General features: G+C 56.6%; 21 protein-coding genes. 7 read left to right on the top strand and 14 right to left on the bottom strand.

Annotated elements, in window-relative coordinates; genetic code table 11:
* The first annotated feature begins 112 nt into the window (after positions 1–112).
* Positions 113–2,500 (top strand): maltodextrin phosphorylase, encoded by a 2,388-nt coding sequence (gene malP / locus CTZ24_RS21750; protein ID WP_208726547.1) that lies wholly within the window; start codon positions 113–115, stop codon positions 2,498–2,500.
* An 8-nt stretch (positions 2,501–2,508) separates the two neighbouring features.
* Positions 2,509–4,539 carry a 4-alpha-glucanotransferase gene (gene malQ, locus CTZ24_RS21745; RefSeq protein ID WP_208726545.1) on the top strand — a complete coding sequence of 677 codons (2,031 nt, stop codon included), beginning with the start codon at positions 2,509–2,511 and terminating at the stop codon, positions 4,537–4,539.
* Between the two features lie 128 nt (positions 4,540–4,667).
* On the opposite strand, the gene malM is transcribed toward malQ, so the two are convergent.
* From malM to malK, 3 genes are all read right to left on the bottom strand, one after another.
* On the bottom strand, positions 4,668–5,585 hold the full coding sequence (gene malM / locus CTZ24_RS21740; protein WP_208726543.1) for a maltose operon protein MalM: 918 nt from the start codon (positions 5,583–5,585) through the stop codon (positions 4,668–4,670).
* Between the two features lie 84 nt (positions 5,586–5,669).
* A complete protein-coding gene (locus CTZ24_RS21735; RefSeq protein ID WP_208726541.1) occupies positions 5,670–6,971 on the bottom strand; it encodes a maltoporin in 1,302 nt (433 codons plus the stop codon).
* A 43-nt stretch (positions 6,972–7,014) separates the two neighbouring features.
* Entirely contained in the window at positions 7,015–8,124 is a 1,110-nt protein-coding gene (gene malK / locus CTZ24_RS21730) for a maltose/maltodextrin ABC transporter ATP-binding protein MalK (RefSeq protein WP_208726538.1), read from the bottom strand.
* 364 nt (positions 8,125–8,488) lie between these two features.
* On the opposite strand from malK, the gene malE reads away from it, so the two are divergent.
* From malE to malG, 3 genes are read left to right on the top strand one after another with little or no spacing between them, the layout of a single operon-like run.
* Complete coding sequence (gene malE / locus CTZ24_RS21725) at positions 8,489–9,679, top strand: maltose/maltodextrin ABC transporter substrate-binding protein MalE (RefSeq protein WP_208726536.1); 1,191 nt, start codon at positions 8,489–8,491, stop codon at positions 9,677–9,679.
* Between the two features lie 60 nt (positions 9,680–9,739).
* The gene (malF, locus tag CTZ24_RS21720; protein WP_208726534.1) at positions 9,740–11,272 is read left to right on the top strand and encodes a maltose ABC transporter permease MalF; all 1,533 of its coding nucleotides are present in this window, start codon (positions 9,740–9,742) and stop codon (positions 11,270–11,272) included.
* Positions 11,273–11,281: 9 nt separating this feature from the next.
* On the top strand, positions 11,282–12,172 hold the full coding sequence (malG, locus tag CTZ24_RS21715; RefSeq protein ID WP_208726532.1) for a maltose ABC transporter permease MalG: 891 nt from the start codon (positions 11,282–11,284) through the stop codon (positions 12,170–12,172).
* Positions 12,173–12,329: 157 nt separating this feature from the next.
* On the opposite strand, the gene CTZ24_RS21710 is transcribed toward malG, so the two are convergent.
* The 9 genes from CTZ24_RS21710 to CTZ24_RS21670 form a co-directional block, all read right to left on the bottom strand.
* Complete coding sequence (locus CTZ24_RS21710) at positions 12,330–13,559, bottom strand: type II toxin-antitoxin system HipA family toxin (protein ID WP_208726530.1); 1,230 nt, start codon at positions 13,557–13,559, stop codon at positions 12,330–12,332.
* Complete coding sequence (locus CTZ24_RS21705) at positions 13,549–13,800, bottom strand: helix-turn-helix domain-containing protein (protein WP_208726529.1); 252 nt, start codon at positions 13,798–13,800, stop codon at positions 13,549–13,551. Before CTZ24_RS21705 ends, CTZ24_RS21710 begins: the two co-directional genes overlap by 11 nt.
* A gap of 162 nt (positions 13,801–13,962) precedes the next feature.
* Entirely contained in the window at positions 13,963–15,156 is a 1,194-nt protein-coding gene (locus CTZ24_RS21700; RefSeq protein ID WP_208726527.1) for an ABC transporter substrate-binding protein, read from the bottom strand.
* Between the two features lie 4 nt (positions 15,157–15,160).
* Complete coding sequence (locus tag CTZ24_RS21695) at positions 15,161–16,183, bottom strand: CobW family GTP-binding protein (protein WP_208726525.1); 1,023 nt, start codon at positions 16,181–16,183, stop codon at positions 15,161–15,163.
* Between the two features lie 9 nt (positions 16,184–16,192).
* Positions 16,193–16,477 carry a hypothetical protein gene (locus CTZ24_RS21690; protein WP_208726583.1) on the bottom strand — a complete coding sequence of 95 codons (285 nt, stop codon included), beginning with the start codon at positions 16,475–16,477 and terminating at the stop codon, positions 16,193–16,195.
* Between the two features lie 11 nt (positions 16,478–16,488).
* Positions 16,489–17,235, bottom strand: coding sequence for an SDR family NAD(P)-dependent oxidoreductase (locus CTZ24_RS21685; RefSeq protein WP_208726523.1), 747 nt, complete (start codon positions 17,233–17,235; stop codon positions 16,489–16,491).
* A gap of 9 nt (positions 17,236–17,244) precedes the next feature.
* Positions 17,245–18,021, bottom strand: a complete 777-nt coding sequence (locus tag CTZ24_RS21680) for an SDR family NAD(P)-dependent oxidoreductase (RefSeq protein WP_208726522.1) — start codon at positions 18,019–18,021, stop codon at positions 17,245–17,247.
* Positions 18,022–18,030: 9 nt separating this feature from the next.
* Entirely contained in the window at positions 18,031–19,395 is a 1,365-nt protein-coding gene (locus CTZ24_RS21675) for an MFS transporter (RefSeq protein WP_208726520.1), read from the bottom strand.
* A 105-nt stretch (positions 19,396–19,500) separates the two neighbouring features.
* Positions 19,501–20,376 (bottom strand): polysaccharide deacetylase family protein, encoded by an 876-nt coding sequence (locus CTZ24_RS21670; RefSeq protein WP_208726518.1) that lies wholly within the window; start codon positions 20,374–20,376, stop codon positions 19,501–19,503.
* A 324-nt stretch (positions 20,377–20,700) separates the two neighbouring features.
* On the opposite strand from CTZ24_RS21670, the gene CTZ24_RS21665 reads away from it, so the two are divergent.
* Positions 20,701–21,711: a GntR family transcriptional regulator gene (locus tag CTZ24_RS21665; protein ID WP_208726516.1), complete on the top strand. Its 1,011-nt coding sequence runs from the start codon at positions 20,701–20,703 to the stop codon at positions 21,709–21,711.
* A gap of 212 nt (positions 21,712–21,923) precedes the next feature.
* A complete protein-coding gene (locus CTZ24_RS21660; RefSeq protein ID WP_208726514.1) occupies positions 21,924–23,081 on the top strand; it encodes an alpha-hydroxy acid oxidase in 1,158 nt (385 codons plus the stop codon).
* A gap of 11 nt (positions 23,082–23,092) precedes the next feature.
* Here the strand turns inward: CTZ24_RS21660 and CTZ24_RS21655 are convergent, their stop codons facing one another.
* Together CTZ24_RS21655 and CTZ24_RS21650 are read right to left on the bottom strand one after the other, a co-directional pair.
* Entirely contained in the window at positions 23,093–24,235 is a 1,143-nt protein-coding gene (locus tag CTZ24_RS21655) for an alanine racemase (protein WP_208726512.1), read from the bottom strand.
* 17 nt (positions 24,236–24,252) lie between these two features.
* Positions 24,253–25,221, bottom strand: coding sequence for a threo-3-hydroxy-L-aspartate ammonia-lyase (locus tag CTZ24_RS21650; RefSeq protein WP_208726510.1), 969 nt, complete (start codon positions 25,219–25,221; stop codon positions 24,253–24,255).
* Between the last annotated feature and the right edge of the window lie 5 nt (positions 25,222–25,226).

The following is a 25,226-nucleotide window of genomic DNA, read 5'->3' as shown; positions in this document are numbered from 1 at the left end:
CTCTCCACCCTGCTTATCCTCCCTGGTGAATTTACCGCAGGAGGAGGAGCGTATAGCCAGCCACAGGCACACTGGCGGGCAGACTTTATTCGCTCTCACAGGACATCCGGTTATGACACAGCTTTTTGATCGTTCACGTTTTATGCAATCCCTCACCCGCCAGTGGCAACGTCTTGGTTTACGCGATGCACGCGATATGACACCACATCAGTGGTGGCATGCCCTGAGTGGTGCACTGGCCGATATGCTGGCTGATCTTCCCGCTCACGCCCGCAGCACACCTCAACGTCACGTTAACTATCTCTCGATGGAATTTCTGCTTGGGCGTCTGACCGGGAACAACTTGCTGAATCTGGGATGGTATGACGCCGTTAACGATGCGCTGAAACAGTGGGACATTAATCTGAGTGAGGTGCTGGAATGTGAAACCGATCCGGCATTGGGCAACGGTGGGCTGGGCCGTCTGGCTGCCTGTTTTCTTGACTCGATGGCCACCGTGGGACAACCGGCAATCGGCTATGGCCTGAATTATCAATATGGCCTGTTTCGCCAGCGTTTTGTCGAAGGTAAGCAACAGGAACTGCCGGATGACTGGCAGCGCGATCGCTATCCGTGGTTTAGCCATAACGCCGCGTTAAACGTCACGGTTGGCATTGGTGGCAAGGTGATCAATGCACGTTGGCAACCGGCGTTCCTGTTGCAGGGTGAAGCCTGGGATTTGCCGGTGGTCGGTTTTGAAAATGGCATCACGCAACCGCTGCGTCTGTGGCAGGCAAAGCATGCACAGCCTTTCGACCTGCAACGCTTTAACGATGGCGACTTTTTACGTGCCGAGCAGCCCGGCATTGATGCCGAGAAACTGACCAAGGTTCTCTACCCCAACGACAATCATGCAGCAGGCAAAAAGCTCCGTCTGATGCAGCAATATTTTCAGTGTGCCTGCTCGCTGGCGGACATCCTGCGCCGCCACCATCAGGCCGGACACCCCATCGCCACGTTGCCAGATTACGAAGTGATTCAGCTCAATGACACCCACCCCACACTGGCGATCCCTGAGCTGATGCGTCTGTTGCTGGATGAGCATCAGATGGATTGGGAACAGGCCTGGCAGATCACCCGCCGCACCTTTGCTTACACCAACCATACGCTGATGCCGGAAGCGCTGGAGTGCTGGGACGTGCGTATGGTACGCGCCCTGCTGCCGCGCCATATGATGATCATCAATACCCTCAATACCCAGCTTAAAAAGCAGGTCGATGCGCGCTGGCCGGGCGATGACGCGTGCTGGGCGAAGCTGGCGCTGGTGCATAACAACCAACTGCGGATGGCAAACCTCTGCGTGGTGGGCGGCTTCGCAGTGAACGGCGTCGCGGCGATGCATTCACAACTGGTGGTACAGGATCTGTTTCCTGAATATCACAGCTTGTGGCCGGAGAAATTCCATAACGTCACCAACGGTATCACCCCCCGGCGTTGGATTAATCAATGCAACCCGGCACTGGCGCGGCTTATCAGCGACACCTTAGCGCAACCCTGGATCAACAATCTGGATGCGTTGCAGGGCCTTGAAGCCTTTGCCGATGATGCCGACTTCCGCGCGCACTATCGCGCCATCAAGCAACACAATAAAGTTGAGCTGGCGCATTGGGTTCTGGCGCGCACCGGCATCGCTATTAATCCTGAAGCGATGTTTGACGTGCAGATTAAGCGTCTGCATGAATACAAACGCCAACACCTGACATTGCTGCACATCATCGCGTTGTGGCAGACGCTGGTCAGCGATCCGCAGGCGAATCTCGCGCCGCGTGTGGTGTTGTTTGGTGCCAAAGCTGCACCGGGCTATGCGCTGGCGAAAAACATCATCTACGCCATCAACAAAGTGGCGCACGTCATCAATCACGACCCGCGTGTCGGTAACCGGTTAAAGGTGGTGTTCATCCCCGACTACAACATCTCGGTGGCGGAGCGCCTGATCCCTGCCGCCGATCTTTCTGAGCAGATCTCCACCGCCGGCAAAGAAGCGTCCGGCACCGGCAATATGAAGCTGGCGTTGAACGGCGCTCTGACCATCGGCACGCTTGACGGAGCAAATGTCGAGATTGCGGAGCAGGTTGGCAGCGAAAATATTTTTATCTTCGGTCACACCGTAGAACAGGTTAACGCGTTGAAAGCACAGGGTTACGCTCCCGCCGTGTGGCGCAAGAAGGATCGTCAGCTCGATCAGGTGCTGAAGGCGCTGGAAGATGGCACCTTTAGCGATGGCGATACCCACGCCTTTGCCGAATTGCTGCACAGCCTTAACGCGCAGGGCGGCGATCCATATCTGGTGCTGGCTGACTTCCGTCACTACCTGAAGGCTCAGGAACAGGCGGAAACGTTGTGGGCCGATCAGGAAGGCTGGACGCGTGCCGCGATCCTGAATACCGCGCGTTGCGGCATGTTCAGCTCCGATCGGTCGATCCGTGATTATCAGCAACGTATCTGGCAGGCGGAACGCTGAGGAATCCGATGAAACCACACAATCTCATCGCGCTGGATTACATTGATGCCCACGGCCAGTCGCAAACTATTTCCGCCGATACCCGCCAGCGCCTGCTGGCGGCCATGCAACCCGCTGTTGCTGAGCGAGCGCCGTTACCCGCCGTGAGGGTGTTTCAGCACGGTCAGCCGCTGGAGTTATCACCAACCCTGACCGGTCCGGCGCTCTGGCGGCTGCAAAGCGAAAGCGGCGATGAGTGGTCAGGACAATGCGTCCCGGACCAATCGCTACGTTTACCCGTTTTACCAGAGGGATATCATCAGCTTACGCTATCATCAGCCGGCAACAGCTTTAGCTGCAAGATTATCGTGACACCGTCACGTTGTTATGAGCCGGGCGAACTGCTGAACGGTGAATCGCTGTGGGGAGCCTGCGTCCAGCTCTATACTCTGAGATCAGAGCATAACTGGGGCATCGGTGACTTTGGCGATTTGAAACTGATGCTTCAGCAAGTGGCGCAGCGTGGCGGTGCCTTCATTGGTCTGAATCCCCTGCACGCCCTGTTTCCGGGGATGCCGGAGAGCGCCAGCCCTTACAGCCCCTCATCACGCCGCTGGTTAAATGTTATTTATATCGATGTGAATGCGGTGGACGATTTTATCCGGAGCGAGGATGCACAAAGCTGGTGGCAATCCCCCGCGACGCGGCAGATATGGCAGGACGTGCGTGCCTGCGACTGGGTGGATTATCGTGCCGTAACGCAACTCAAACTGACCGCGCTGCGTCTCGCCTGGGCACATTTCTGCCAGCGCGACCTGGCCGATCCCGACGTCAATGCCTTTGAAGCCTTCGTCACCGCCGGCGGTGAAAGTTTGCAACTTCAGGGGGTGTTTGATGCGCTACATGCGGCGTTGCTGGCGCAGGACGAGGGCAATTATGGTTGGCAGGTGTGGCCGCAGGTCTGGCAGCATCCTGACAGCGCAGCGGTACGCGCCTTTCGTATTGAACACAGCGATGAGGTGAATTTTTACCTGTGGCTTCAGTGGCTGGCCGCCCGCCAGTTTGCCGCCTGCTGGGAGGTGTGCCAGCAACAGCAAATGCCAATCGGGTTATACCGTGACCTGGCGGTGGGGGTGGCACAAGGTGGCGCGGAAACCTGGGGCGATCGCCATCTGTATTGTTTACAAGCCAGCGTTGGCGCTCCGCCGGATATTCTTGGCCCGCTTGGTCAGAATTGGGGATTGCCGCCGATGGACCCGCAAGTAATGCAGGCGCGAGCCTATCAACCCTGGATTACCCTGCTGCGGGCGAATATGCGCGACTGCGGGGCATTGCGCATTGATCATGTGATGGCGCTGCTGCGTCTGTGGTGGATCCCGCGCGACGGCAACGCGGCCCAGGGTGCCTATGTCCACTATCCGATTGACGACCTGCTGGCCATCCTGGCGCTGGAGAGCCAGCGTCATCGCTGTATGGTGATTGGCGAAGATTTGGGAACCGTGCCGGACGCGATTATTGGCAAACTGCGTGACGCCGGGGTGTATTCCTACAAAGTGCTTTATTTTGAGCAAACCTCGGCAACGGGTTTCCGCCCACCGCGCCAATGGTTGCGTCAGGCGATGGCAGTTGCCACCACCCATGATATGCCGACGCTGCGTGGCTGGTGGCAAAGTGATGACCTGACGACCGGCAGCAAATTGGGACTGTATCCTGACAAAATTATCCTCGCCGGGTTGCATCAACAGCGGCGGGCGGCTAAACAGGCGCTGGTGCGCAGCCTGCGCCGCACTGGCTACCTGGCGAAATTTATCCGTCAGACCGTGATGAACACCACGCTGAACCATGCAATGCACGGCTTTCTGGCCGACAGCAGCAGCGCATTGCTTGGACTGCAACCCGAGGACTGGCTGGATATGGCCGCACCGGTGAATATACCGGGCACCACTGATCAGTATCCCAACTGGCGGCGTAAATTGCGCGTCACGCTGGAAACGCTGTTTCGCGATGCGCATGTCAATGCTTTGCTGGCGGATATCCACCAGCGGCGGCAGATCAGTTAGTTTGCGCGATAAATCGCGCCACTACGGGCCGTTCCGTAGCGGCGTGATTTATCACGCGATTATTGCACGCATAAAAAAGGTGCGCCGTAGCGCACCAGGTGGGGCAACTCAGCACTGCCGGGGTAACATCACCCCTTGCCTTTAACACTGCTGATAAACGTTGGCCGTGCGGTGGTTGATCCCAGCCGTTCGGCCTCATCCAGCAGTTTGAGCGCTTTATCAATGTTGCCCTGCTCAACCGCCTGGCGGATGTTCTGATTAAAGTAGCTCTCGGTGTCATTCATAATCGGCGCGCTTTTCGGTGCAGGTGACGTTGTCACGACGGCCGGCGTTGCCGCCTGGGTACTGCCGACCATCACCGGTGCCGGGCCGGACGAACCAAATAACGGCCCCACCAGGATTGACGAGCCAGAACTGGTTTTGACTTTCAGCTTCAGCGTACCGGTGCCGGTGTGGCGCGCGATCGGATCAGGAATATCAGGTATCGCGTTGCTGGTGCCTTTGGCATACGCCTTGGCCGGGTCCAGCAATGTGGTGGTTTGCGTCAGATCCTGCTCGGTAGTAAACACCAGCAAGTAAATCTTGCGCTGGCCGGGCACCGGCGTCAGCCTCATCAACCCTTCCAGTCGATCCGGTGTCATCACACCCGGTTGCTGATAGGTAAAGAACTTACTCGGAAACCAGGCAGCGGGACGCAGGTTTTCATCCAGCACCAGAACGTTCGGTGCGAACACCTGATTGTTTTCCACCTCGCTGGTTAAAGTGACGTTCAGTTCACCGATATTGGCAGGCAGGCTATAGGCTGCCACTGCGCCCGTTACCCCGGCGGCACCGGTCGGGATAGCGCTGTTCGACAATTTGCTGACCTGAGTGCGCGAAGCATCTACCGGGAGCCAGCTCAATTGTTGCAGGCTGGCGGTTGGGAATGTCGGTGCCGCAGAGAGATCCTGGGGTACGAGGGTGATATCGGCATAGGCTGGCAGACTTTGCCCCGCCAGCAGCGCAGCACTCAGGCAGAGCGCCGCCAGTGTTTTTGTCATTTTCATTGTTTTGGCCTTATGAGCAGATCAGCAGCGACGGAACCAGGCAATGGCCGCCGCTGCCGAATAAACGATCGATAAACTAGCGAATTACCACCAAATCTCCATCTGCGCACCAAACGTCCACTCGTCGTTATTACCGCGACTGTTGGTCAGGATGCCGTTACCGCTGCTATCCGCTGCGGCAAAAGAGGTGATATCGGCAGAGGAGTCTTTGGTGTAGCCCCACTTCTCATCCCATTTGGCGTAAGTCGCGAACAGACGCAGTGCCGGACGCGACCAGATGCTGTCGCCAGCCTGCCATTGTTGCGCGAGGGTGATTTTGTACTGACCGTTGCGCTCATTCGCCTGTTGTGACTTGACGTTGTCGTAGCCCACTTCCAGCAAGGTACTCATGATCGGCGTCCATTTGTACATCGGACGCACACCCACGGTGTACCATTCGGTACCACGGTTATTGTCGAGATCGATGTCCTGGTACATGGCGACGTACATCAGATCCCAACGATCCGCCAGCGAAATCGCCCCGTGGTCGAGGATCCGGTACATATTACCGTTGTTATTCAGGCTGGTGCCCTGTGGCAGCCCTTTGCCTTGTGAGGTCATGGCATCGGAGGCGTATTGCAACACAAACTTGTTGTAGCCCTTCAGCATGCTTTGGGTATGTTCAGCTGTGAACATCCAGCCATCTTTTGACGCGCCATTTTCCAGATGGTAGCCATCACGCTCATTGGCACGTCCGTAATCAACACCCAGTTCCAGTACGCCATTCGGGTTAGTTTGCAGCCCCGCCAGACGGATATCGAACACATCGTTGGCCGTGGCGGTGGCGTAATCACGCGTTTGATCGCTGGAGAAGGTGTAAGAACCGCCGGATTCTGACGAACGCGTGGCAGCGAAGGAGAGTTTGCCAAAACCGAGATCAACATCTTCCAGACCCGCTCCCGGACCGGAGATATCCCAGTAGTAGAAGTCGATCATATGGACGTCATGGCGTTGATAGAAGCGCTTACCGGCCCACATGGTGGCGCCCGGCAGGGCATCAATCAGGTTCTTGCCTTTGACGTTGGCTTCACGGAACGCCGGGGAGGTCGCTTCCCAGTCGTTTTGCTGTGATACCGAATAGGCCACGTTAGTGTCGAAATAGAAGCTCTTATCGCCCTCTTTCCACACTTCCTGGCCCAGTTTCAATTCAGCGTAGGTTTCGCATTCGTTACCCAGACGGTATTTGCTTTGCGCACCGGTTGCCTGAAAACATTGTTGTTCACCACCACTGCCGGTCCAGCCGATGCCGGAACGGGCATAGCCGGTGAAATCCACCGCCATCGATGGGGCAGAGAGCGTACCCGCCGCGATGGCAACCGCGAGAGGGAGTTTGCGCAGAGTTAACATGTTTTTATCTCCTGAGGTCATTGCTTTTCTTGTTTTTACGGGGCTAAACACCAGGCTCCTGATGCAGCCTGCGACAGGCGCTGCCATCTTCACGGAACAGATGGCAACGTTCTGGCGGCAGGCCAATGCCCATCAGGGCGCCCTCTTCTACCAGCACCACGTCTTCCTGGCGGTAAACCAGGTTCTGACGGATGGCGGGGATTTGGATGTGAATTTGCGTTTCAAAACCGAGTTGCTCGACCACCTGCACCTCACCTTCGAGGGTGACATCGGCGATATCGCTGGAAATCAGATGTTCGGGACGAATGCCTAACGACATGTTGCTACCCACCTGCACCCCGGCACTGTCCACCGGCAACCACACCAGTTGATCGTTGGGCAGCCGTACCTGAACCTGCTCAATCGAGGTCGCGGTGACTTTCACCGGCAGAAAATTCATCTTGGGGGAGCCAATAAAACCGGCGACAAAGCGGTTGGCGGGATAGTGATAAAGCTCAAGTGGACGACCGACCTGGGCGACGCGTCCGGCGTCAAGTACCACGATTTTGTCAGCCAGCGTCATGGCTTCGACTTGATCGTGGGTGACATAAATCATGGTGCGTTTCAGTCGCTTATGCAGACGGGAAATCTCGATGCGCATCTGCACACGCAGTGCCGCGTCGAGATTGGATAACGGTTCATCCAGCAAAAACACGCGGGGTTCAGCCACCAGCGTACGACCAATGGCGACGCGTTGACGCTGCCCGCCGGAGAGCGCTTTGGGGCGGCGGTCGAGCAGATGCGCCAGTTGCAACACCTCCGCCACCTGATTTACCCGTTGTTGAATCTCCGCCTTTTTCACCCCGGCCAGTTTCAGGCCGAAGGACATATTTTCCGCCACGGAAAGATGGGGATAGAGGGCGTAGGACTGGAACACCATGCCAACGCCACGTTCGGCAGGCGGTACATCATTCATGCGTTGATCACCAATCAACAACTCGCCGCGGGTGATGGTTTCCAGCCCGGCGATCATGCGCAGTAGCGTGGATTTACCACAGCCTGATGGGCCGACAAACACCACGAACTCCCCTTCACCGATCTCCAGATTGATATCTTTCGATACCTCGGTGTCGCCCCAGGTCTTAGTGACATTGCGTAACGCGACGCTCGCCATGATGCTTTTCCTCTCAGCTTGCTAATCCTTGCCCGTATCACGGCGGGCAGACTCCGGCGACCACTATGGGCAAGGCTGACGCCGGTAACATCCTCCACACCGGGCGGATTTATGGGGGAGGAGACGGGAGGAGGAGATCATGGCTGACAGTCAGGGGTGACGGGGCCGCCAGGCATTTTTGTGATCGGCAATACAAACTGACAGCGCCATTTTTGTGCGCCAGACCGTGATAACCGGGCAGTTTTGCAACGGCGATCACATTGGACGCGCGACGGGCGTAGAGGGGAGGAGGATGAGAACGCAACCTGAATCCACACAATGTGGCGACAACAGAAATTTTCGTTACCGCTAACAGGATGGAGTTATGACGATGAAAACCGGCGCACGCATTCTCGCCTTATCAGCCCTTTCTGCCGTTTTATTTTCGGCAACCGCGATGGCAAAAATCGAAGAAGGAAAACTGGTCATCTGGATCAACGGCGATAAAGGCTATAACGGCCTGGCTGAGGTGGGGAAAAAGTTTGAGCAGGAGACCGGCATCAAGGTGACGGTGGAACACCCGGACAAAATGGAAGAGAAATACCCGCAGGTGGCGGCGACCGGTGACGGCCCGGATATCATCTTCTGGGCGCACGACCGGTTTGGCGGTTATGCCGAATCGGGCCTGCTGGCGGAAATCACCCCGGATAAAAATTTTCAGGAAAAACTCTTCCCGTTCACCTGGGACGCGGTGCGTTTCAATGGTAAGTTGATCGGTTACCCAATTTCAGTTGAAGCCCTGTCGCTGATTTATAACAAGGATTTATTGCCCTCCCCGCCCAAAACCTGGGAAGAGATCGCCGCGCTCGACAAGCAAATGCGTAAACAAGGCAAAAGCGCCCTGATGTTCAACCTCCAGGAACCCTACTTCACCTGGCCGCTGCTGGCGGCAGGCGGTGCCTACGCCTTTAAATACGCCGACGGCCATTACAACGTGAAAGACGTGGGTGTCGATAACGCCGGGGCAAAAGCCGGTTTGCAGTTCCTGGTGGATCAGGTCAAAGCCAAAACCCTCAATGCCGATACCGACTACTCCATCGCGGAAGCGGCGTTTAACAAGGGCCAGACCGCCATGACCATTAACGGTCCCTGGGCATGGAGCAATATTGACAAAAGCGGCATCAAATATGGCGTCACCCTGCTGCCGACACTGAATGGCAAGCCGTCGAAAGCCTTTGTCGGCGTGTTGAGTGCCGGGATCAATGCTGCCAGCCCGAATAAAGAGCTGGCGAAAGAGTTTCTCGAAAACTATCTGCTGACCGATACCGGACTGGAGGCGGTGAATAAAGACAAGCCGCTGGGTGCCGTGGCGCTCAAATCCTTCCAGCAGCAGCTCGAGAAAGATCCGCGTATTGCCGCCACCATGAGTAACGCCCAGAACGGCGACATTATGCCGAACATCCCGCAGATGGCGGCCTTCTGGTACGCGATGCGCACCGCCACGCTTAACGCCCTGAGCGGCCGTCAGACGGTTGATGCCGCGTTGAAAGATGCCAAAGCACGTCTGAATAAGTAATTTCCACTCGCCGGGCCGGAGCAATCCGGCTCGTCACTGGCTGTTAAGGAAAACCGGATCATGTCAGGAAAACCGCAAACGGGAAGCACGTTGCTGAAGGGCCTTCTCGTCGGGATCTGCTGTCTGCTGGTCGGCTACCTGTTGGTGCTGATGTATATCCAGGGTGAATATCTGTTTGCCCTGATTTCGCTGGTTATCAGTGCGCTTGGTATCTGGATCTATGCCAACCGCCGTGCGTATGCCTGGCGCTACGTTTATCCCGGTATCGCCGGGATGGGTTTGTTTGTGCTGTTCCCGCTGGTTTGTACCGTCGCCATTGCGTTTACCAACTACAGCAGCACCAACCAACTGACGCTGGAACGTGCGCAGCAGGTGTTGCTGAGTCGCCAGTATCAGGACGGTGCTGGGTTAAATTTCAACCTGATTGCAGCAGGTGACCGCTGGCAGCTGGTACTGACCGAGGCCGATAGCGGCCAAACCTACGTTTCAGCGCCGTTTGCCTTCGGGGGTGAACAGTCACTGAAACTCACGGTCGCCACGCCGCCTGCCGGTGAACGTGCCAATTTGCGTGTTATCACCACCCATCGTCAGGCGCTCAGTCAAATCCATGCGGAACTGCCGGATGGACGTCAACTGGTGATGAGTTCCCTGCGCCAGTTTTCCGGTACACGCCCGCTTTATCTGCTGAGTGATGATGGGCGGTTGAAAAACCAACAAAGCGGCGTGTTCTATCGCGCCAACGGGCTGAGCGGTTTTTATCAGAGCGTCAATGCCGACGGTAGCTGGGGCAGCGAGAAACTCAGTCCCGGGTTTACGGTAAATACCGGCTGGAAAAACTTTATCCGCGTCTTTACCGATGAAGGGATCCAAAAACCATTCCTGGCGATCTTCGGCTGGACGTTGATCTTTTCGCTGCTGACCGTGGTGCTCACGGTCGCCGTGGGGATGGTGCTGGCCTGCCTGGTGCAGTGGGAAGCGTTGCGCGGCAAAGCGGTCTACCGCGTGATGTTGATCCTGCCGTATGCCGTTCCGGCATTTATCTCGATCCTGATCTTTAAAGGATTGTTTAATCAGAGCTTCGGCGAAATCAACGTGATGCTGAAGACGCTGTTTGGCTTTCAACCTGCGTGGTTCAGCGATCCGACGCTGGCGCGCGCCATGCTGGTGATCGTCAATACCTGGCTGGGCTATCCCTACATGATGATCTTGTGCATGGGGCTGTTAAAAGCGATCCCGGACGATCTTTATGAAGCCTCAGCGATGGACGGGGCCGGGCCGTTGCAGAATTTCTTTTTGATCACCCTGCCGTTGTTACTGAAGCCGTTGATGCCGCTCATGATCGCCAGCTTTGCCTTTAACTTTAATAACTTCGTGCTGGTGCAATTGTTGACCAATGGTGGCCCCGACCGGCTTGGCACCACCACCCCGGCGGGTTACACCGACCTGCTGGTTAACTACACCTGGCGTATCGCCTTTGAAGGCGGCGGCGGTCAGGACTTTGGTCTGGCGGCGGCGATAGCCACCCTGATCTTCCTGCTGGTGGGCGCACTGGCGGTGATTAACCTGAAAGCCGTGCGGATGAAATTCGATTAAGGAGACGTTATGGCGATGGTACAACCCAAATCGCAGAAATTGCGCCTGCTGCTGACGCATCTGGTGTTGCTGGCCTTTATCGCGGCAATCCTGTTCCCGCTGCTGATGGTGGTGGCGATCTCGCTGCGTGCCGGAAACTTTGCCACCGGGAGTTTAATCCCGGATCAGGTGTCGTGGGAACACTGGCGGCTGGCGCTCGGCTTCAGCGTCGAGCACGCCGATGGCAGCGTGACGCCCCCGCCCTTCCCGGTGCTGCTGTGGCTGTGGAACTCGGTCAAAATTGCCGGTATCAGCGCACTCGGCATCGTGGCGCTCTCCACCACCTGTGCGTATGCCTTTGCCCGTATGCGCTTCACCGGACGCGCCAGCCTGTTGAAAGGCATGCTGATCTTCCAGATGTTTCCGGCGGTGTTGTCGCTGGTGGCGCTTTACGCGTTGTTTGATCGTCTGGGCCAGTACCTGCCGTTCCTCGGCCTGAATACCCACGGTGGCGTGATCTTTGCCTATCTGGGGGGCATCGCCCTGCACGTCTGGACCATCAAAGGCTATTTCGAAACCATTGACGGTTCGCTGGAAGAGGCCGCCGCCCTGGATGGCGCGACGCCGTGGCAGGCGTTTCGTCTGGTGTTACTGCCGCTGTCGGTGCCGATCCTGGCGGTGGTGTTTATCCTCGCCTTTATTGCAGCCGTTACCGAGGTGCCAGTGGCTTCGTTGCTGTTGCGCGACGTCAACAGCTACACGCTGGCGGTGGGGATGCAGCAATATCTCAATCCACAGAACTACCTGTGGGGTGACTTCGCCGCTGCGGCGGTGCTTTCCGCCATCCCGATTACGCTGGTGTTTCTGCTGGCGCAGCGCTGGCTGGTCAGCGGTCTGACCGCCGGGGGTGTCAAGGGTTAAGACTTCATCATTGTGTTGCCACTGCTTCCTCAATGTTCACTGCCATTGAGAGTTGAGATGCTTCGGCGGCCTGCGGGCCGCCTCTTTTATTGTCACCATATAACAACAAATTGATGGAAAATTCATTTTTGTCACTATATAGATACGTTTTATCGCCTCACTTCAGCAATACATCGGTCTTTCTTTTCTTCGGCCTTTTCACATCGGTATTCATGAACAGGTTGTTAGTTGCGCCGCTGCGGGTCAGCGAGCGTCCAATGGCAGCCTGCAATTCAGGGAAGTCAGCACAATGCGTCAGTTGGGTGCTGATGACATCGGCAAACTCCTCCAGCACTCGCTCGGGATGAATGATTTTTAACTCGCGGCCAAATTTAATCAGGTTGTCCCGATCGGGAAATTGTTTGCTTTTATTCAGTTTTAACGCCAGTTCGTTATCGTTGGTTGGGTAAATCTGCGTATTGACCACATCGTATAATGGCGAGAGTTGTGGCATTGCTGCCCCTTCCGCCTGATAAACCAGCGAAAAGTTTTTCAGATGCGCATCACCGTTGCCCACCATGCAACTGAACAACACATAGCGCCAGTACAGCTCGACCTGCGCCTGGTCGCGGGTGAACAGGCTGACAATTCTGGCACCGGTTTCATATGAACCCGTGTATTTATGATCCGCAGTCTTACCCGCCAGCACGCAGAAATCTTCCATTGCCAGCCGCTTTTCTCCCTGAATATCAAAGCGCTCCATTATGAACAATTCTTTGTTATCTGATAGCCAAAAATCCGCTACCGGCAAGCCACAGGCGCGCGCCAGAGACATACAGATAAACTCGTTCTCCGCCAGGCGGGGATACTCTTCATCACCGGTTTTCGCAATCAGATTGGGATACAGCACCGTGCCCCGGCTTTCACTGCTGATCATCACTTTCGGCTGCACACCGGAGATGGTGGTTTGCAGTAGATATTTGTTCAACAGATACTGGAAGGCGCTCTCTTTATGATCCCAACGCAGTAAATCCTCCAGCTTCTCCGGTGTGGGACGCGGTAAATTGATATCGCTGACGCAGGAAAGCGCGCCAATCCCGGTATCTTGCTGCAATGCCAGAAACAGCATGTCGGAGATGCTACCGACGTAGCGACGCAAGCGCTCCGCGATATGGTAACGCACGTACCCTTCCGGGATATTCATCTCAAAGATGTTAAACAACCGGCTGGCGTTATAACCCATACGGTTATCCGGCAACATGGTCAGCGACACGCGACGGCTGGCGGGACTGGCATAGGTGAAGTTATAGCTGCCGTGTTCATGCAACAGCCTGCCACTGTATTCACCGCCGTTATAGACCTCAATCTGACGAATGGGTCGGGAGAGCTGGCTCAGATCAGTCATCATCAAACAACGCCTCCAGCTCATCCAACTGCGGTAAACCCGCGGTTTGTACCGTCAGCATCAAATCCATCGCGGTGAGATAAAGGGTAAACGCCTTGAGCGAGCCAGTGTAGGCACCGTTCTCGATCTCTGAAACCAGCGTGCGATGAATGCCCGCGCGTGAGGCCGCGACCTGTTGGGTCCAGCCTTTGGCTTTGCGCCGTTCGCGACATTTCAGGCCGATGGCTTTCATACCTGGCAACATAACCCCTCCGCATGTATCCATATAGTGACAAAGTATCTATTAATATAATTTTGTCACCATATGACTACAAGATCCATTTAAAAGAAAAGCGCGATAAATCGTGCCGCTACGCTTGTTTTTGCTGGTTGTAGCGGCGCGATTTATCGCGCATTGGTAAAATGATTACGAACGCAAAAAATCCTGCCAGCGGCGTGTCAGATAATTGTGTTCATCCATCACCGAGTTCCACACCGCGATATGGCTCATCCGTTGTTCATAGCTGCCGCCGTCACGGCTTTCGCCTTCCGGTATCAACGGTGCGCCCCATGCGTCGTAAAGCATTTCTGCGGCGGGTTTGCCGCCATACCAGAAATCCCACTCGGCGGTAGAGAGATGCGCGCGGCTGCGCTCCGGGTTAGAGATGTAATAGCCCTGGCGCGCCATCACCGCTCCCGGCCAGCCGGATTGCCACCAGTTCAGGTAAGCGTAAGCCGCGTCTTTAATTCTGCCGGTGGCGCAACGTGACAACGACATGCCGCCATACCATGCACGATAGCCTTCGCGCGGATGCGCCATCTTATAACCACGTTGATGGAAGTGGTGACGGAAGTAGATCGGTGCCCACAGACTCTGCACCTCCACCTGACGGTTTTCAATCAAATCACACGCCTGCTCCTGGGTGGCCCAGAACGCGGCGAAATGCCCGTGGCGATTAAGGCGCGACAGCGCCTGCGTCAGCACATCAATCTCTTCCAGCGTCAGGTTGCCGGTGTTGGCAAACCGCGCCAGCCCCGCGCCCTGCATCGCCAGCGCCGCATCGAGTCCCCCCATCGCGGCATCTTCCTGCAACGCGACCTGGCCGGTAAGCGCCGGATGCAGCAACCACCCCCAGCTCTCCTCTGCGCCCTGCAAGGCCGCAGGCAGCCGGTCAACGTGATAAGCGAAGCTATCCGCATTGTGGGTCAGCGGCAGCATACTGATGTGATCGCTTGGCTGGCTACCGAGGTGCAAATCACGTTGCACATATAAGCGTTGCGATGGCACGCTGCCATCGGCCAGCACCCCATCGGTGTTGAGGGTGCCGGTTTTTGCCAGGGCATTGACTTCGTCCCACCAGGTCAGCCGCTTAATCTCCAGCGGTTGGATGGCGCGTGCAGGCCAGACAAAATCGATGTTGTGGAACCATTGGTCGTACAGGTCATAACTTTCGGGATGCATCACCGCGATGCGCTGCGCATCTTCGACGCTGCGCAGCATATATTCAATTTTGATGCCGAGATCCTGCTCCGCGCGCACGCGCAGCATCTCCAGCAGCGTGACGGAGGTTCCGAGCACGCGTAAGGTCAGTTGGTCGTTGACCACTGCCGCAGAATTCATACCGTTATGGCTCCTCAAACGCCCGCAGGTAGCGGCTGAACGCCTGTTGCAGGCGATCGGCCTCCAGACCGCGCAAAATAAATACCAGTTTTGAACTCTCCAGCTCACCGGGCCAGTCGTGCAGATGTACCGGCGGATGTAAGGTGTGTTGCACACCGTGGATAACAATCGGCGTGCTGCTGTCGCTGACACGTAAAATGCCCTTCATCCGCAGCACCGTGCGACCGTGGCAATGTAATAGCATTGACAGCCAGATAGCAAATGCTGGCCAGTTTAACGACTGATGCAGAGTGATCACGCAGGTTTGCGTAACCGGATGTGAAACGCTGTGCGTCGTCGGTGCCAGCCGGTAGCCATCATTCGCGCAGGCACCCAGCCAGCGAAAACGCTGTTGGCGTGAACCGCTGCGTAACGGCAGGAGAAACAGGCTATGCGGGTCGTTCAGCGCCGTACGCGTATCGCTAAGTTGTGCCAGTGGGTTGAGCTGACCTAGCCAGTCAGCCAGCAAGGTCTGCTGCGATGGGTTGATGCGATCGCTTTTGCTTATCAGCAATTTATCTGCCGCGCTAACCTGCGCCAGCCATTCAGGTTGTACATCCGCCTGCATACGCGCATGTTCCGCATCCACCAGTGTCACCAGCGTGCCCTGAATGAAATGATGCTGGAGTTGTCGATCGTGCAGCAGCGTTGAAAGAATCGGCGAGGGGTCGGCGAGTCCGGTGGTTTCCAGAATCACCTGCTTAAACGGTGGCAGCAGGCCACGCGTGCGACGTTCAAACAGATCGAGCAGCGCGGTTTTCAACTCGCCACGGATCTGACAGCAGACGCAGCCACTCGGCAGCAGCACGGTATCCGGTGCCACTTCATTCAGCAAATGGTGGTCAATACCCACTTCGCCGAACTCATTGACCAGCAACGCGACCTCATTCAGGTTTTGTTGCGCCAGCCAGCCTTTCAGCAAGGTGGTTTTACCGCTGCCAAGGAAGCCGCTCAGTACGTGTAAGGGTAACTTTTCCTGATAATCCATCCGCTCTCCTTACAGCACGTTCAGCCAGTTATCATCCAGTGGATCGACAGGACGTCGGATCATCTTTTCCGCTTCCTGCCACAGTACATCCAGAGAATTCACCAGCACTTGTTGTCCGGTTGGGCTGGCTAACAGCCAACTGTTGTGAAACTCGGTTAACGTCAGTCGCCACGGCTTGAGCGCGCGGTTAAGCAGCGCCAGTTGTTGCAAACGTAGCTGACGTTGGGGGATATCCTGGCGCAGTGGATCGCTCCACTGCGGCCCGTTATCCAGCAGGCCGCAGACTCCACACATCATTGCCTCCGTCAGGGCATCACATCGCCAGAATTGGGTCCCAGCGTCTGGCCGACAAACAAGTTGCCGCCGGGTTCACTGGCGAGCAGCAGCGCTACCGGTGCCACTTCTTCAGCACGACCAAAGCGTCCCAGCGGCAATTCAGCCGCTTTGGCCTGCTTCCATGCCTGATTGATGCCATCAATCAGTGGCGTCTCAATCGGGCCGGGGGCGATGGCGTTGACCAACACGTTATCCGCCGAGACTTCCAGCGCCAGCGATTTGGTAAACCCAATCACACCGGCTTTGGCGGCGGCATAGTGACACAACTCCGCGCCTCCTTTGATCCCCAGCTGCGAGGCGATGTTAATCACCCTGCCCCAGCGCTGAGCCTGCATGACGGGCAGCGCCCGTTGAGTGGCGAGAAACACGCTACGCAGATCCACCGCCATCATCTCTTCCCACATCGCCAGGGTGATCTCCGTGCAACGCGCCTGAGTTAACATCCCGGCGTTATTGACCAGCACATCAATACCGTCAAAACGCGTGAGGCAGGCGTCTACGCCAGCGGTGGCACCCTTGATCTCACCAACATCCGCCACCACCGCGTGACACTCCGCACCGAGCTGCTGGCATTGCGTCACCTGCCACGCCAGTTTATCGGCGTCACGATCGGTCAATATCAACCTCGCCCCCTCACGGGCGAACAGGACGGCAATCGCCGCCCCAATGCCGCTGGCCGCGCCGGTAATCACACAACGTTTATTCTGCAATTGCATAGTGGCTCCTTAATCCGGCCAGCGTACCGTCAGACCGCCATCAACAATCAGGCTTTGTCCGGTGAGATAGCTGCTCTCTTCACTGGTAAGGAAGGCAATCACTTTGGCGATCTCTTCCGGTCGCCCCACCCGCGCCAGCGGAATAGCGCTGGCTGCTTTTGCCAACCCTTCCGGGCCAAGAGAGTTCTGCTTATCCAGCGATTGCGGCGTTTCGATCAAGCCGGGAATGATGGCATTACAGCGCACGCCGCGCGGTGCCAGTTCCACCGCCAGCGAACGACAGATGCCCGGCACTGCCGCTTTGGCGGCAGCATAATGAGCATGGTCTTGCCAACCGTAAACGCCACCGGCAATGGAGGAAACCGCCACCAGACTGGCTCCGGCGTGCAGATGCGGCGTGGCCGCACGGAAACAGCGCATCACGCCGGTCAGATCGACGTTTAACATGTCATCCCAGCGTGCGTCGCTCATCTCTTCAATCGGCGCGCGACGCAGGATACCGGCATTCGCCACCATATAATCGAGACGACCAAAGTGCTGCACGCCCTGCGCGATAAACGCATCTACCGAGTCAGTCGAGGCCACATCCAGCGGTAGCCAGAGGGCATTGCCCCCGGCGGCTTCTACCTGCGCCGCCGCTAAGGCCGGATCGTGCGGATCGGCGGGATAGTAACCGGCGATCACGTTAACGCCACGCTGGGCGTAGAGCGTAGCCAGCGCCAGGCCAATTCCGCTGGCGGCGCCGCTGATAGCGGCAACCGGTTGAGTTGAGGACGTAAGGTGCATAACCATTCCTTAAGCGGTGGTGACCGCTGAACTGACACCCGCGCGTTGTGGTGCATGTGCGCGAGCGAAAAACATAATGATGCCGGAGATAAAGCACGGGACAGCACCGAACCACAGCGCAGCATCCTGCCAGTGTCCACCACTACTCAGGACGCTGGTCGTACCGACACCGGCGATAATCGCGCCGACCGGTCCCATCGCACCAATCAACGCACCGGCCGTGGCACGGATGGCGGTCGGGAAACTTTCACTGATAAAGAACAGCGCTGCTGCGTAGGGGCCAATCAGGAAAAACAGGCCGATGCTGTACAGGGCAACGATAGTGGCGAAGTTATCCGGGCAGTAAAGCATCGCGGCAAAGGAGACGCCGCCCAGCATCCAGCCAACCGCAATGGTGTTGCGACGGCCAATGCGATCGCCGAGCCAGCCGTGCACGAGATAGCCGCAGTAGCCCACGAGGTTAGAGAGAATCAGGATCAGCAGCGAGTTGTTAAAGGAAACGTCATGGGTTTTGGTGATCACCGTGGTGCCGAGTACGCTAAAAATCTGGATGGCAAACCAGTTGATTAACACCGCACCGCCTAACACCAGCGTGGCGCGCAGTGACGGGCCACGGAAGGCAGCAGCCAGACCGGCGTTGTGCTGTTCTTCATATGAAACCTGATAATCGTCTGCAACCTGGCGGGCATCGCGATCGTTACCTTCAGCGCGCAGTTGCTGGATCTTTTTCTGGACCTGGAATTGCGGAGTTTCTTTCAGTTTCAACGCCAGAACCGCAATCACCAGTGACGGCAGCGCGGCAAAGATAAAGCTGCCCTGCCAGCCGATGATCGGCATCAGAATCGCCGTCAGCGCCGAGGCCACCAGCGCCCCTACCGGCCAGCCGCCCTGCACCAGGCTGTAAACAAAACCTTTGCGTTTATTGAGTTTCGGGTCGTCGATGGCGGTGTAAAGCTCAGACAGGTAGGTTGCATTGACGGTCTGCTCGGCATAACCCAGCCCCGCCACCGAACGAATCGCGGTCAGCGCGCCTTTACCCCAGGCACCACCGACAGCGGTCAGCAGCGAGCAGATCGCCGCGCCCCCGACGGTGACCACAATCCCCATGCGGCGACCGAGACGGTCGACCAATGGGCCAATTGCCAGTGCAATCACCGCTCCGCCGACCGCCACCCAGGTGGCGATTTCCGCCTGCTCAACCTCGCTCCAGCCGAAATGGCCGCCGATTTCCGGCAGCAGGGTGCCAAACAGGATGAAATCATAAACAGCAAAAACCCAGGCGAAAAAAGCAATCCAGGTGGCAAATTTTACGTCCCTGATGGTCAACTGCTGCGGCTGCCAGCCATTTACGGAGATTTTCTTAAAGATGCTCATAGCGCTATCACTCTGTCAGGGGTTCATATTCCGTAGCGGCGCGATTTATCGCGCTGTCCTGCCATTCACGCGATAAATCGCGCCGCTACGGGACGGTATGCGTACTTAGCGCGGTTGGCGCTGTTTAAAGTCGTCGGCAATCTCATCGAAGGTGACGAAACGGACGCCTTCGTGGCTACGGATGTACTGGATCAGACGCTCCAGCATCAGCAACACCTGTGGGCGGCCAGACACGTCGGGATGGATGGTCATGGTGAACACCGCGTAGTCGTTCTCGCGGTAAACCCAGTCAAACTGATCACGCCACATCTCTTCCAGATGACGCGGGTTAACAAAACCGTGGCTGTTGGGGGATTTTTTGATAAACATCATCGGCGGTAGATCGTCGAGATACCAGTTGGCCGGGATCTCCACCAGATCGGTTTCTGCTCCGCGTTGTAACGGCTTCATCCAGCTATCGGGGTGCTGGCTGTAGTCGATTTTGGTCCAGCTATCGCCGACGCGCACATAGTAAGGACGGAAATCGTTATGCATCAGGCTGTGGTCATATTTGATACCCTTCTTCAGCAGTAACTCGTTGGTGACGTTGCTGAATTCCCACCAGGGGGCGACATAGCCGGTCGGACGTTTGCCTGCCAGTTGGGTCACCAGTTCGATGCTGCGATCCAGCACCGCCTCTTCCTGCGCTGGCGTCATGGCGATGGGATTTTCATGGCTGTAGCCGTGAATACCGATTTCATGACCGGCATTCACCACCGCTTTCATTTGCTCGGGGAAGGTTTCAATCGAGTGGCCGGGAATAAACCAGGTGGTACGCAGATTCTGCTCGGCAAACATCTTCAGCAGACGTGGCGCGCCGACTTCACCGGCAAACAAGCCGCGAGAGATATCATCAGGGGAATCTTCGCCGCCGTAAGAACCCAACCAACCGGCAACAGCATCGACGTCTACACCAAATGCGCAAAGGATTTCTTTGGCCATATCTGCAACTCCATAAATGTATATTTGAAAATAATATCCATTTGTTAATTGCAATGCTCATGCCAGGATCTTGCCGCCGGGAGGAATTGATCACCTGATAAGATAGAAAAATACCGGTTAACTACGTGTTTTCAATTCGTTACATGATCATCGTCAGCATCTGAAAGAAAACGCTGCGAGTCTCTCCAGCTCGTCCTTAAGATGTATATTTATAAATATGATCCGTTATTGTGCGAGCTGCACCATAATTGTGCTTCGCCATTACGCGACTTTGCAGCCCGCCCGGATGTGATAATGTAGCGCGATGAAAACAGGGCCGATGACATGAGAATGCTGACAAACAACACCCCGGCAGCGACGGAAGAAACCGGTTCTGCGCGCTATGAAGTGATCCGACAGGTTTTGCATAACGTATTGATACAGAAGCGAGTTCCGCAAGGTCTGGTCTTGCTGGAGGGGCCGCTGGCACAGTTGTTTGGCACCAGCCGTGTCCCGGTACGCCGCGCCCTGAGCCTGCTGCATGAAGAAGGGTTAATCGCGCGCTTTGAAGGTCGCGGCTTTATTGTGGCGAAAGAGGACGAGGAACCAGAACCGTTACGCGCCGGACTGACGCGTGAACTGCTGGGTCTGGATGAACAAGAGGCGCTGGTGGATACCCGCAGCACCGGCGAAAAGGTGCTGGATAACCTGCAAGTGGTGCTCTCGACGGCAATGGTGTTTGGCTGCTATCAACTCGACGAACAACTGGCCGCACAGCACTACAACGTCAGCCGCGCGGTTATTCGGGAAAGCCTGATGCGCCTGCGTGATAAAGGTTTGGTGGAAAAAGAACCCTATTCCCAATGGCTGACCGGTCCCCTGACCGCACGCGAAATTGCTGACCACTTCGAAATTCGCGCCAGCCTCGAACCCACCGCGCTCCGCAAAGCGGGTCGCCTGCTGCCGGTCGAGTGGCTGACGGCATCACTGGAAAAAGCGCAACGCTATAAAGGTCAGCAACTCAGCGCCGCCGAACTGGAGTTACTGGAGGAGGATTTGCATGTACGTTGCCTGGAACCCGCAGGCAATAAATTGATGATGCAAATTCTGCGGCAAAACCAGTCGCCGTTTATCGTCACGCGCATCTTTTATGATCTGCTGTCCATCCCGGTGGAAACCGCGATGTTGGAAGAGCATTGCCTGGTGTATGAGATGCTGCTGAAAGGTAACTGGGAGCTGGCTGCTGGCTGCCTGCGTGACCATCTGGAACGTGCACAGGTACGCACCCTGCAACGTCTGAAAGTGTTGTCGGTGCTGCCGGTGCCAGCACTGCCCTCATTTATGGATCGAATTTAATAAAATCCATTTTCCCATTACGTAGCGGCGCGATTTATCGCGCGGGGTTTTCTAGCTCCACGCAGGAAATTGCACGATAAATCGCGCCGCTACAGATATGATGTCGCTTATGCGATTTTCCGCATAGCATTACCGTTTTTGTCATTTGTGATCGCCGGGTGATGCACATAGCATTGATTTTTATTGCCTTCCTGACCTAAACCCCTGAAGAAATGCGCAAACTTGCCAACCGCTGCCTGTCGTTAAATGATTTCGAGAAGTACGCCCAAAAACATCTGCCACGCCCGTTGTTCGCCTATGTTTCCGGTGGTGTCGAGGACAACCTTTCTCGCGACCATAACCTCACGTCGTACGCACGCTACAGCCTGATACCGGACAATATGGTGGATGTGTCACAGCGCAATACCGAAGTTACGCTGTTCGGTCATCGCTATGCCGCTCCGGTGGGGATTGCGCCGATGGGGATCAGCGCCATCACTGGTTTTGAAGGCGATCTGACGCTGGCAAAAGCGGCGGCGACGAAAAATATCCCGTTTATTATGAGCGGCTCCTCGCTGATGCGGCTGGAAGAAGTCGCGGAGGCCAATCCGGCGATGTGGTTTCAGGCATACCTGCCAAAAAGCTATGAAGAGATTGATCTGCTGATCGACCGCGTGGCGCGGGCGCGTATTCCGGTGCTGGTAGTGACGGTGGATACCCCGGTGAAAGCTAACCGTGAGAATAACGTACGCGCCGGGTTTGCCACCCCGTTCAGACCCAGCCTGCGACTGGCATATGAGGGCCTCACCCATCCCCGCTGGCTGACCGGCACCTTAATCAAAACCCTGCTAAAACGCGGCATGCCGTGGTTTGAAAACAATCAGGCGGTGCGCGGTGCTCCGCTGTTTTCCAAACATGCGGTCAGGGATTTCAGCGGCCGCAGCCATCTCACCTGGGAACATATTCAACATATCCGCCGTCGCTGGTCTGGCGCGATGGTGATTAAAGGCATCCTCAGCCAGCGCGATGCGCAACGCTGTAAAGAAATTGGCATTGACGGGATCGTGGTGTCGAACCACGGGGGACGGCAGTTGGATACCAGCATCGCGCCCATCCATGTATTGCCGGAAATCGTTGCTGCCGCGGGTGAAATGACGGTGATGCTGGATAGCGGTATCCGCCGGGGCACCGATGCCATCAAAGCATTGGCACTCGGTGCCGAAGCCTGTTTTATTGGGCGGCCATTTAACTACGCCTGCGCCGTTGGTGGCGAGCAAGGCGTGCATCTGGCGATTGACCTGATCACCAGCGAAGTCAGCCGTGATTTAGGTATGCTGGGCGTTGCCTCACTGGCGCATCTTGATAGCCGTCATCTGCGTTTTATTCAGTGACGGCGTCACGTTCACCATCCCATAATGCGTGACCAGACGCGCGGCTGTTCGCTTTCTGCCTGCCATACCTGGTAATGCTGATGCATGGCGGCGGTGGCGCAGGCGTGGTTGGGCAGGATGCGCAGACGGGAACCCACCGGAAAATCCGCTGGTGTCAGCGTACCGTTCTCAGGCAGGCTGATGATGCCGTGTTCCTGATTGGTGGTACTGAGGCATACATCCAACGGGGCACCCTGCATATCGCAAACCAGCCCATAACCATAATCGACCGGCCCCGCCGCGGTGCCGCGATCGCGTGACATCGCCATCCAACCCGCATCAACAAACACCCAGTTCTTTGCCGTGTTATGGCCGATCACGGTGGTTACCACCGACAGAGCAATATCCTGCTTCTGGCATACCCCCACGTTATGCATCACCAGATCGAACATGGTGAAGACCCCGGCACGCACCTCGCTGATGCTCTCCAGCTCCGCGGCATAATGCGCGGTCGGCGTTGCGCCAACGCTGAGAATCGGGCAGGCAATGCCCGCCGCCCGCACCCGCTGTGCCGCCAGACGAATGGCGTCACACTCAGCGCGTGCAGCAGCGCGAATCGCTTCTTCGCTACGGCAGTTGTAAGATTCACCAGCATGGGCCATCAGTCCGGTGACGGTCGCACCTTGTCCTTCCAGTTGCTGCGCCAGTTGCAGCAACGTCTCGCTGTCAGGTGGAATACCGCCGCGATGGCCATCGCAGTCGATTTCGATAAAAACCGAAAAGGTCAGTTGCTGCTGGCGGGCAAACTCGGTGACCGCCAGGGCTTGTTCTGGCGTATCCAGCAGAATGTGTAGCTGGACACCCTGACGCATCAGTTGCGCCACACGCGGCAATTTATGCGGCGCAATCCCTACCGCATACAACAGATTGCGGTAACCGGCAGCGGCAAAGCCTTCCGCTTCTGCCAGGGTGGACACGGTGGCCGGATGATCCGCCTGCGGCAACAGATACGCGGCAGCTTCCACCGAACGCAGCGTTTTCAGATGCGGTCGCACCTGGCTACCCAGCTGCGCCACGCGTTGGTATAAACGGTCGATATTGCGTTGATAACGCGCTTCATCGATCAATAAAAACGGGGTTTCAAGTTGCGTAAGCCACTCGGGAAGCGATTTCACACACGTCTCCTGCGCGATTAGTTAGCCAGCAAGGTGCCGAAACGACTGATATCGACGTTACCACCACTGATCACAATGCCAATGCGTTTCCCACGGAAACGCGCTTTATCAGCCCGCACCGCGGCCAGCCCCAGGCAGCCGGTCGGTTCCACCACCATTTTCATGCGCTCGGCAAAGAAACGCATTTCCGCGATCAGCTGTTCATCACTGGCGGTAAGAATATCGTCGACCAGGCTTTGAATCAGCGGGAAAGTGTAGCGACCAAGATATTGGGTCTGTGCACCATCGGCGATGGTCTTGGGCGTCTCGATGCGGATGATTTTTCCCGCGCGTAACGACTGCTGACCGTCATTTCCGGCTGCGGGTTCCACACCATAAATGGTGATACCCGGACTGAGATGACGTGCTGCCAACGCGCTGCCTGCCAGTAATCCGCCGCCGCCGAGTGGTGTTAACAGCACATCCAACGGGCCGGTCTGCGCCAGCAATGCCTGAGTGGCGGTACCCTGTCCGGCGATCACATGTGGGTGATCATAAGGAGGGATCAGCGTCAGGCCGTGTTTTTCCGCCAGATCGCGACCAATCTGTTCCCGGTCTTCGCTGTAGCGATCATACGTCACCACCTGAGCGCCATACCCTCTGGTCGCGGCCAGTTTGGCCGCCGGGGCATCCAACGGCATCACGATGGTGGCTGGAATGCTGAGTAATTTTGCCGCCAGCGCGACACCCTGCGCATGGTTGCCGGAGGAGAACGCCACCACCCCGGCTTTACGCTGCTCGGGGGTGAACTGTAATAACGCGTTGAGGGCACCGCGAAATTTAAACGCTCCCATGCGCTGAAAGTTTTCACACTGGAAGAAAACTTCGGCCTCTAACGCCTCGTTCAGACTGCGCGAGGTCATGACCGGCGTCGGGTTGATATAGGGCTGGATACGCTGTGTGGCGGCTGCGACGTCATCATAAGTCGGCAAAGTAAACTCAGTCATGCGGT

The organism is Pantoea phytobeneficialis (assembly GCF_009728735.1).
In the GTDB taxonomy this organism is placed as follows: domain Bacteria; phylum Pseudomonadota; class Gammaproteobacteria; order Enterobacterales; family Enterobacteriaceae; genus Pantoea; species Pantoea phytobeneficialis.
This window is presented reverse-complemented; position numbering and strand designations above follow the sequence as displayed.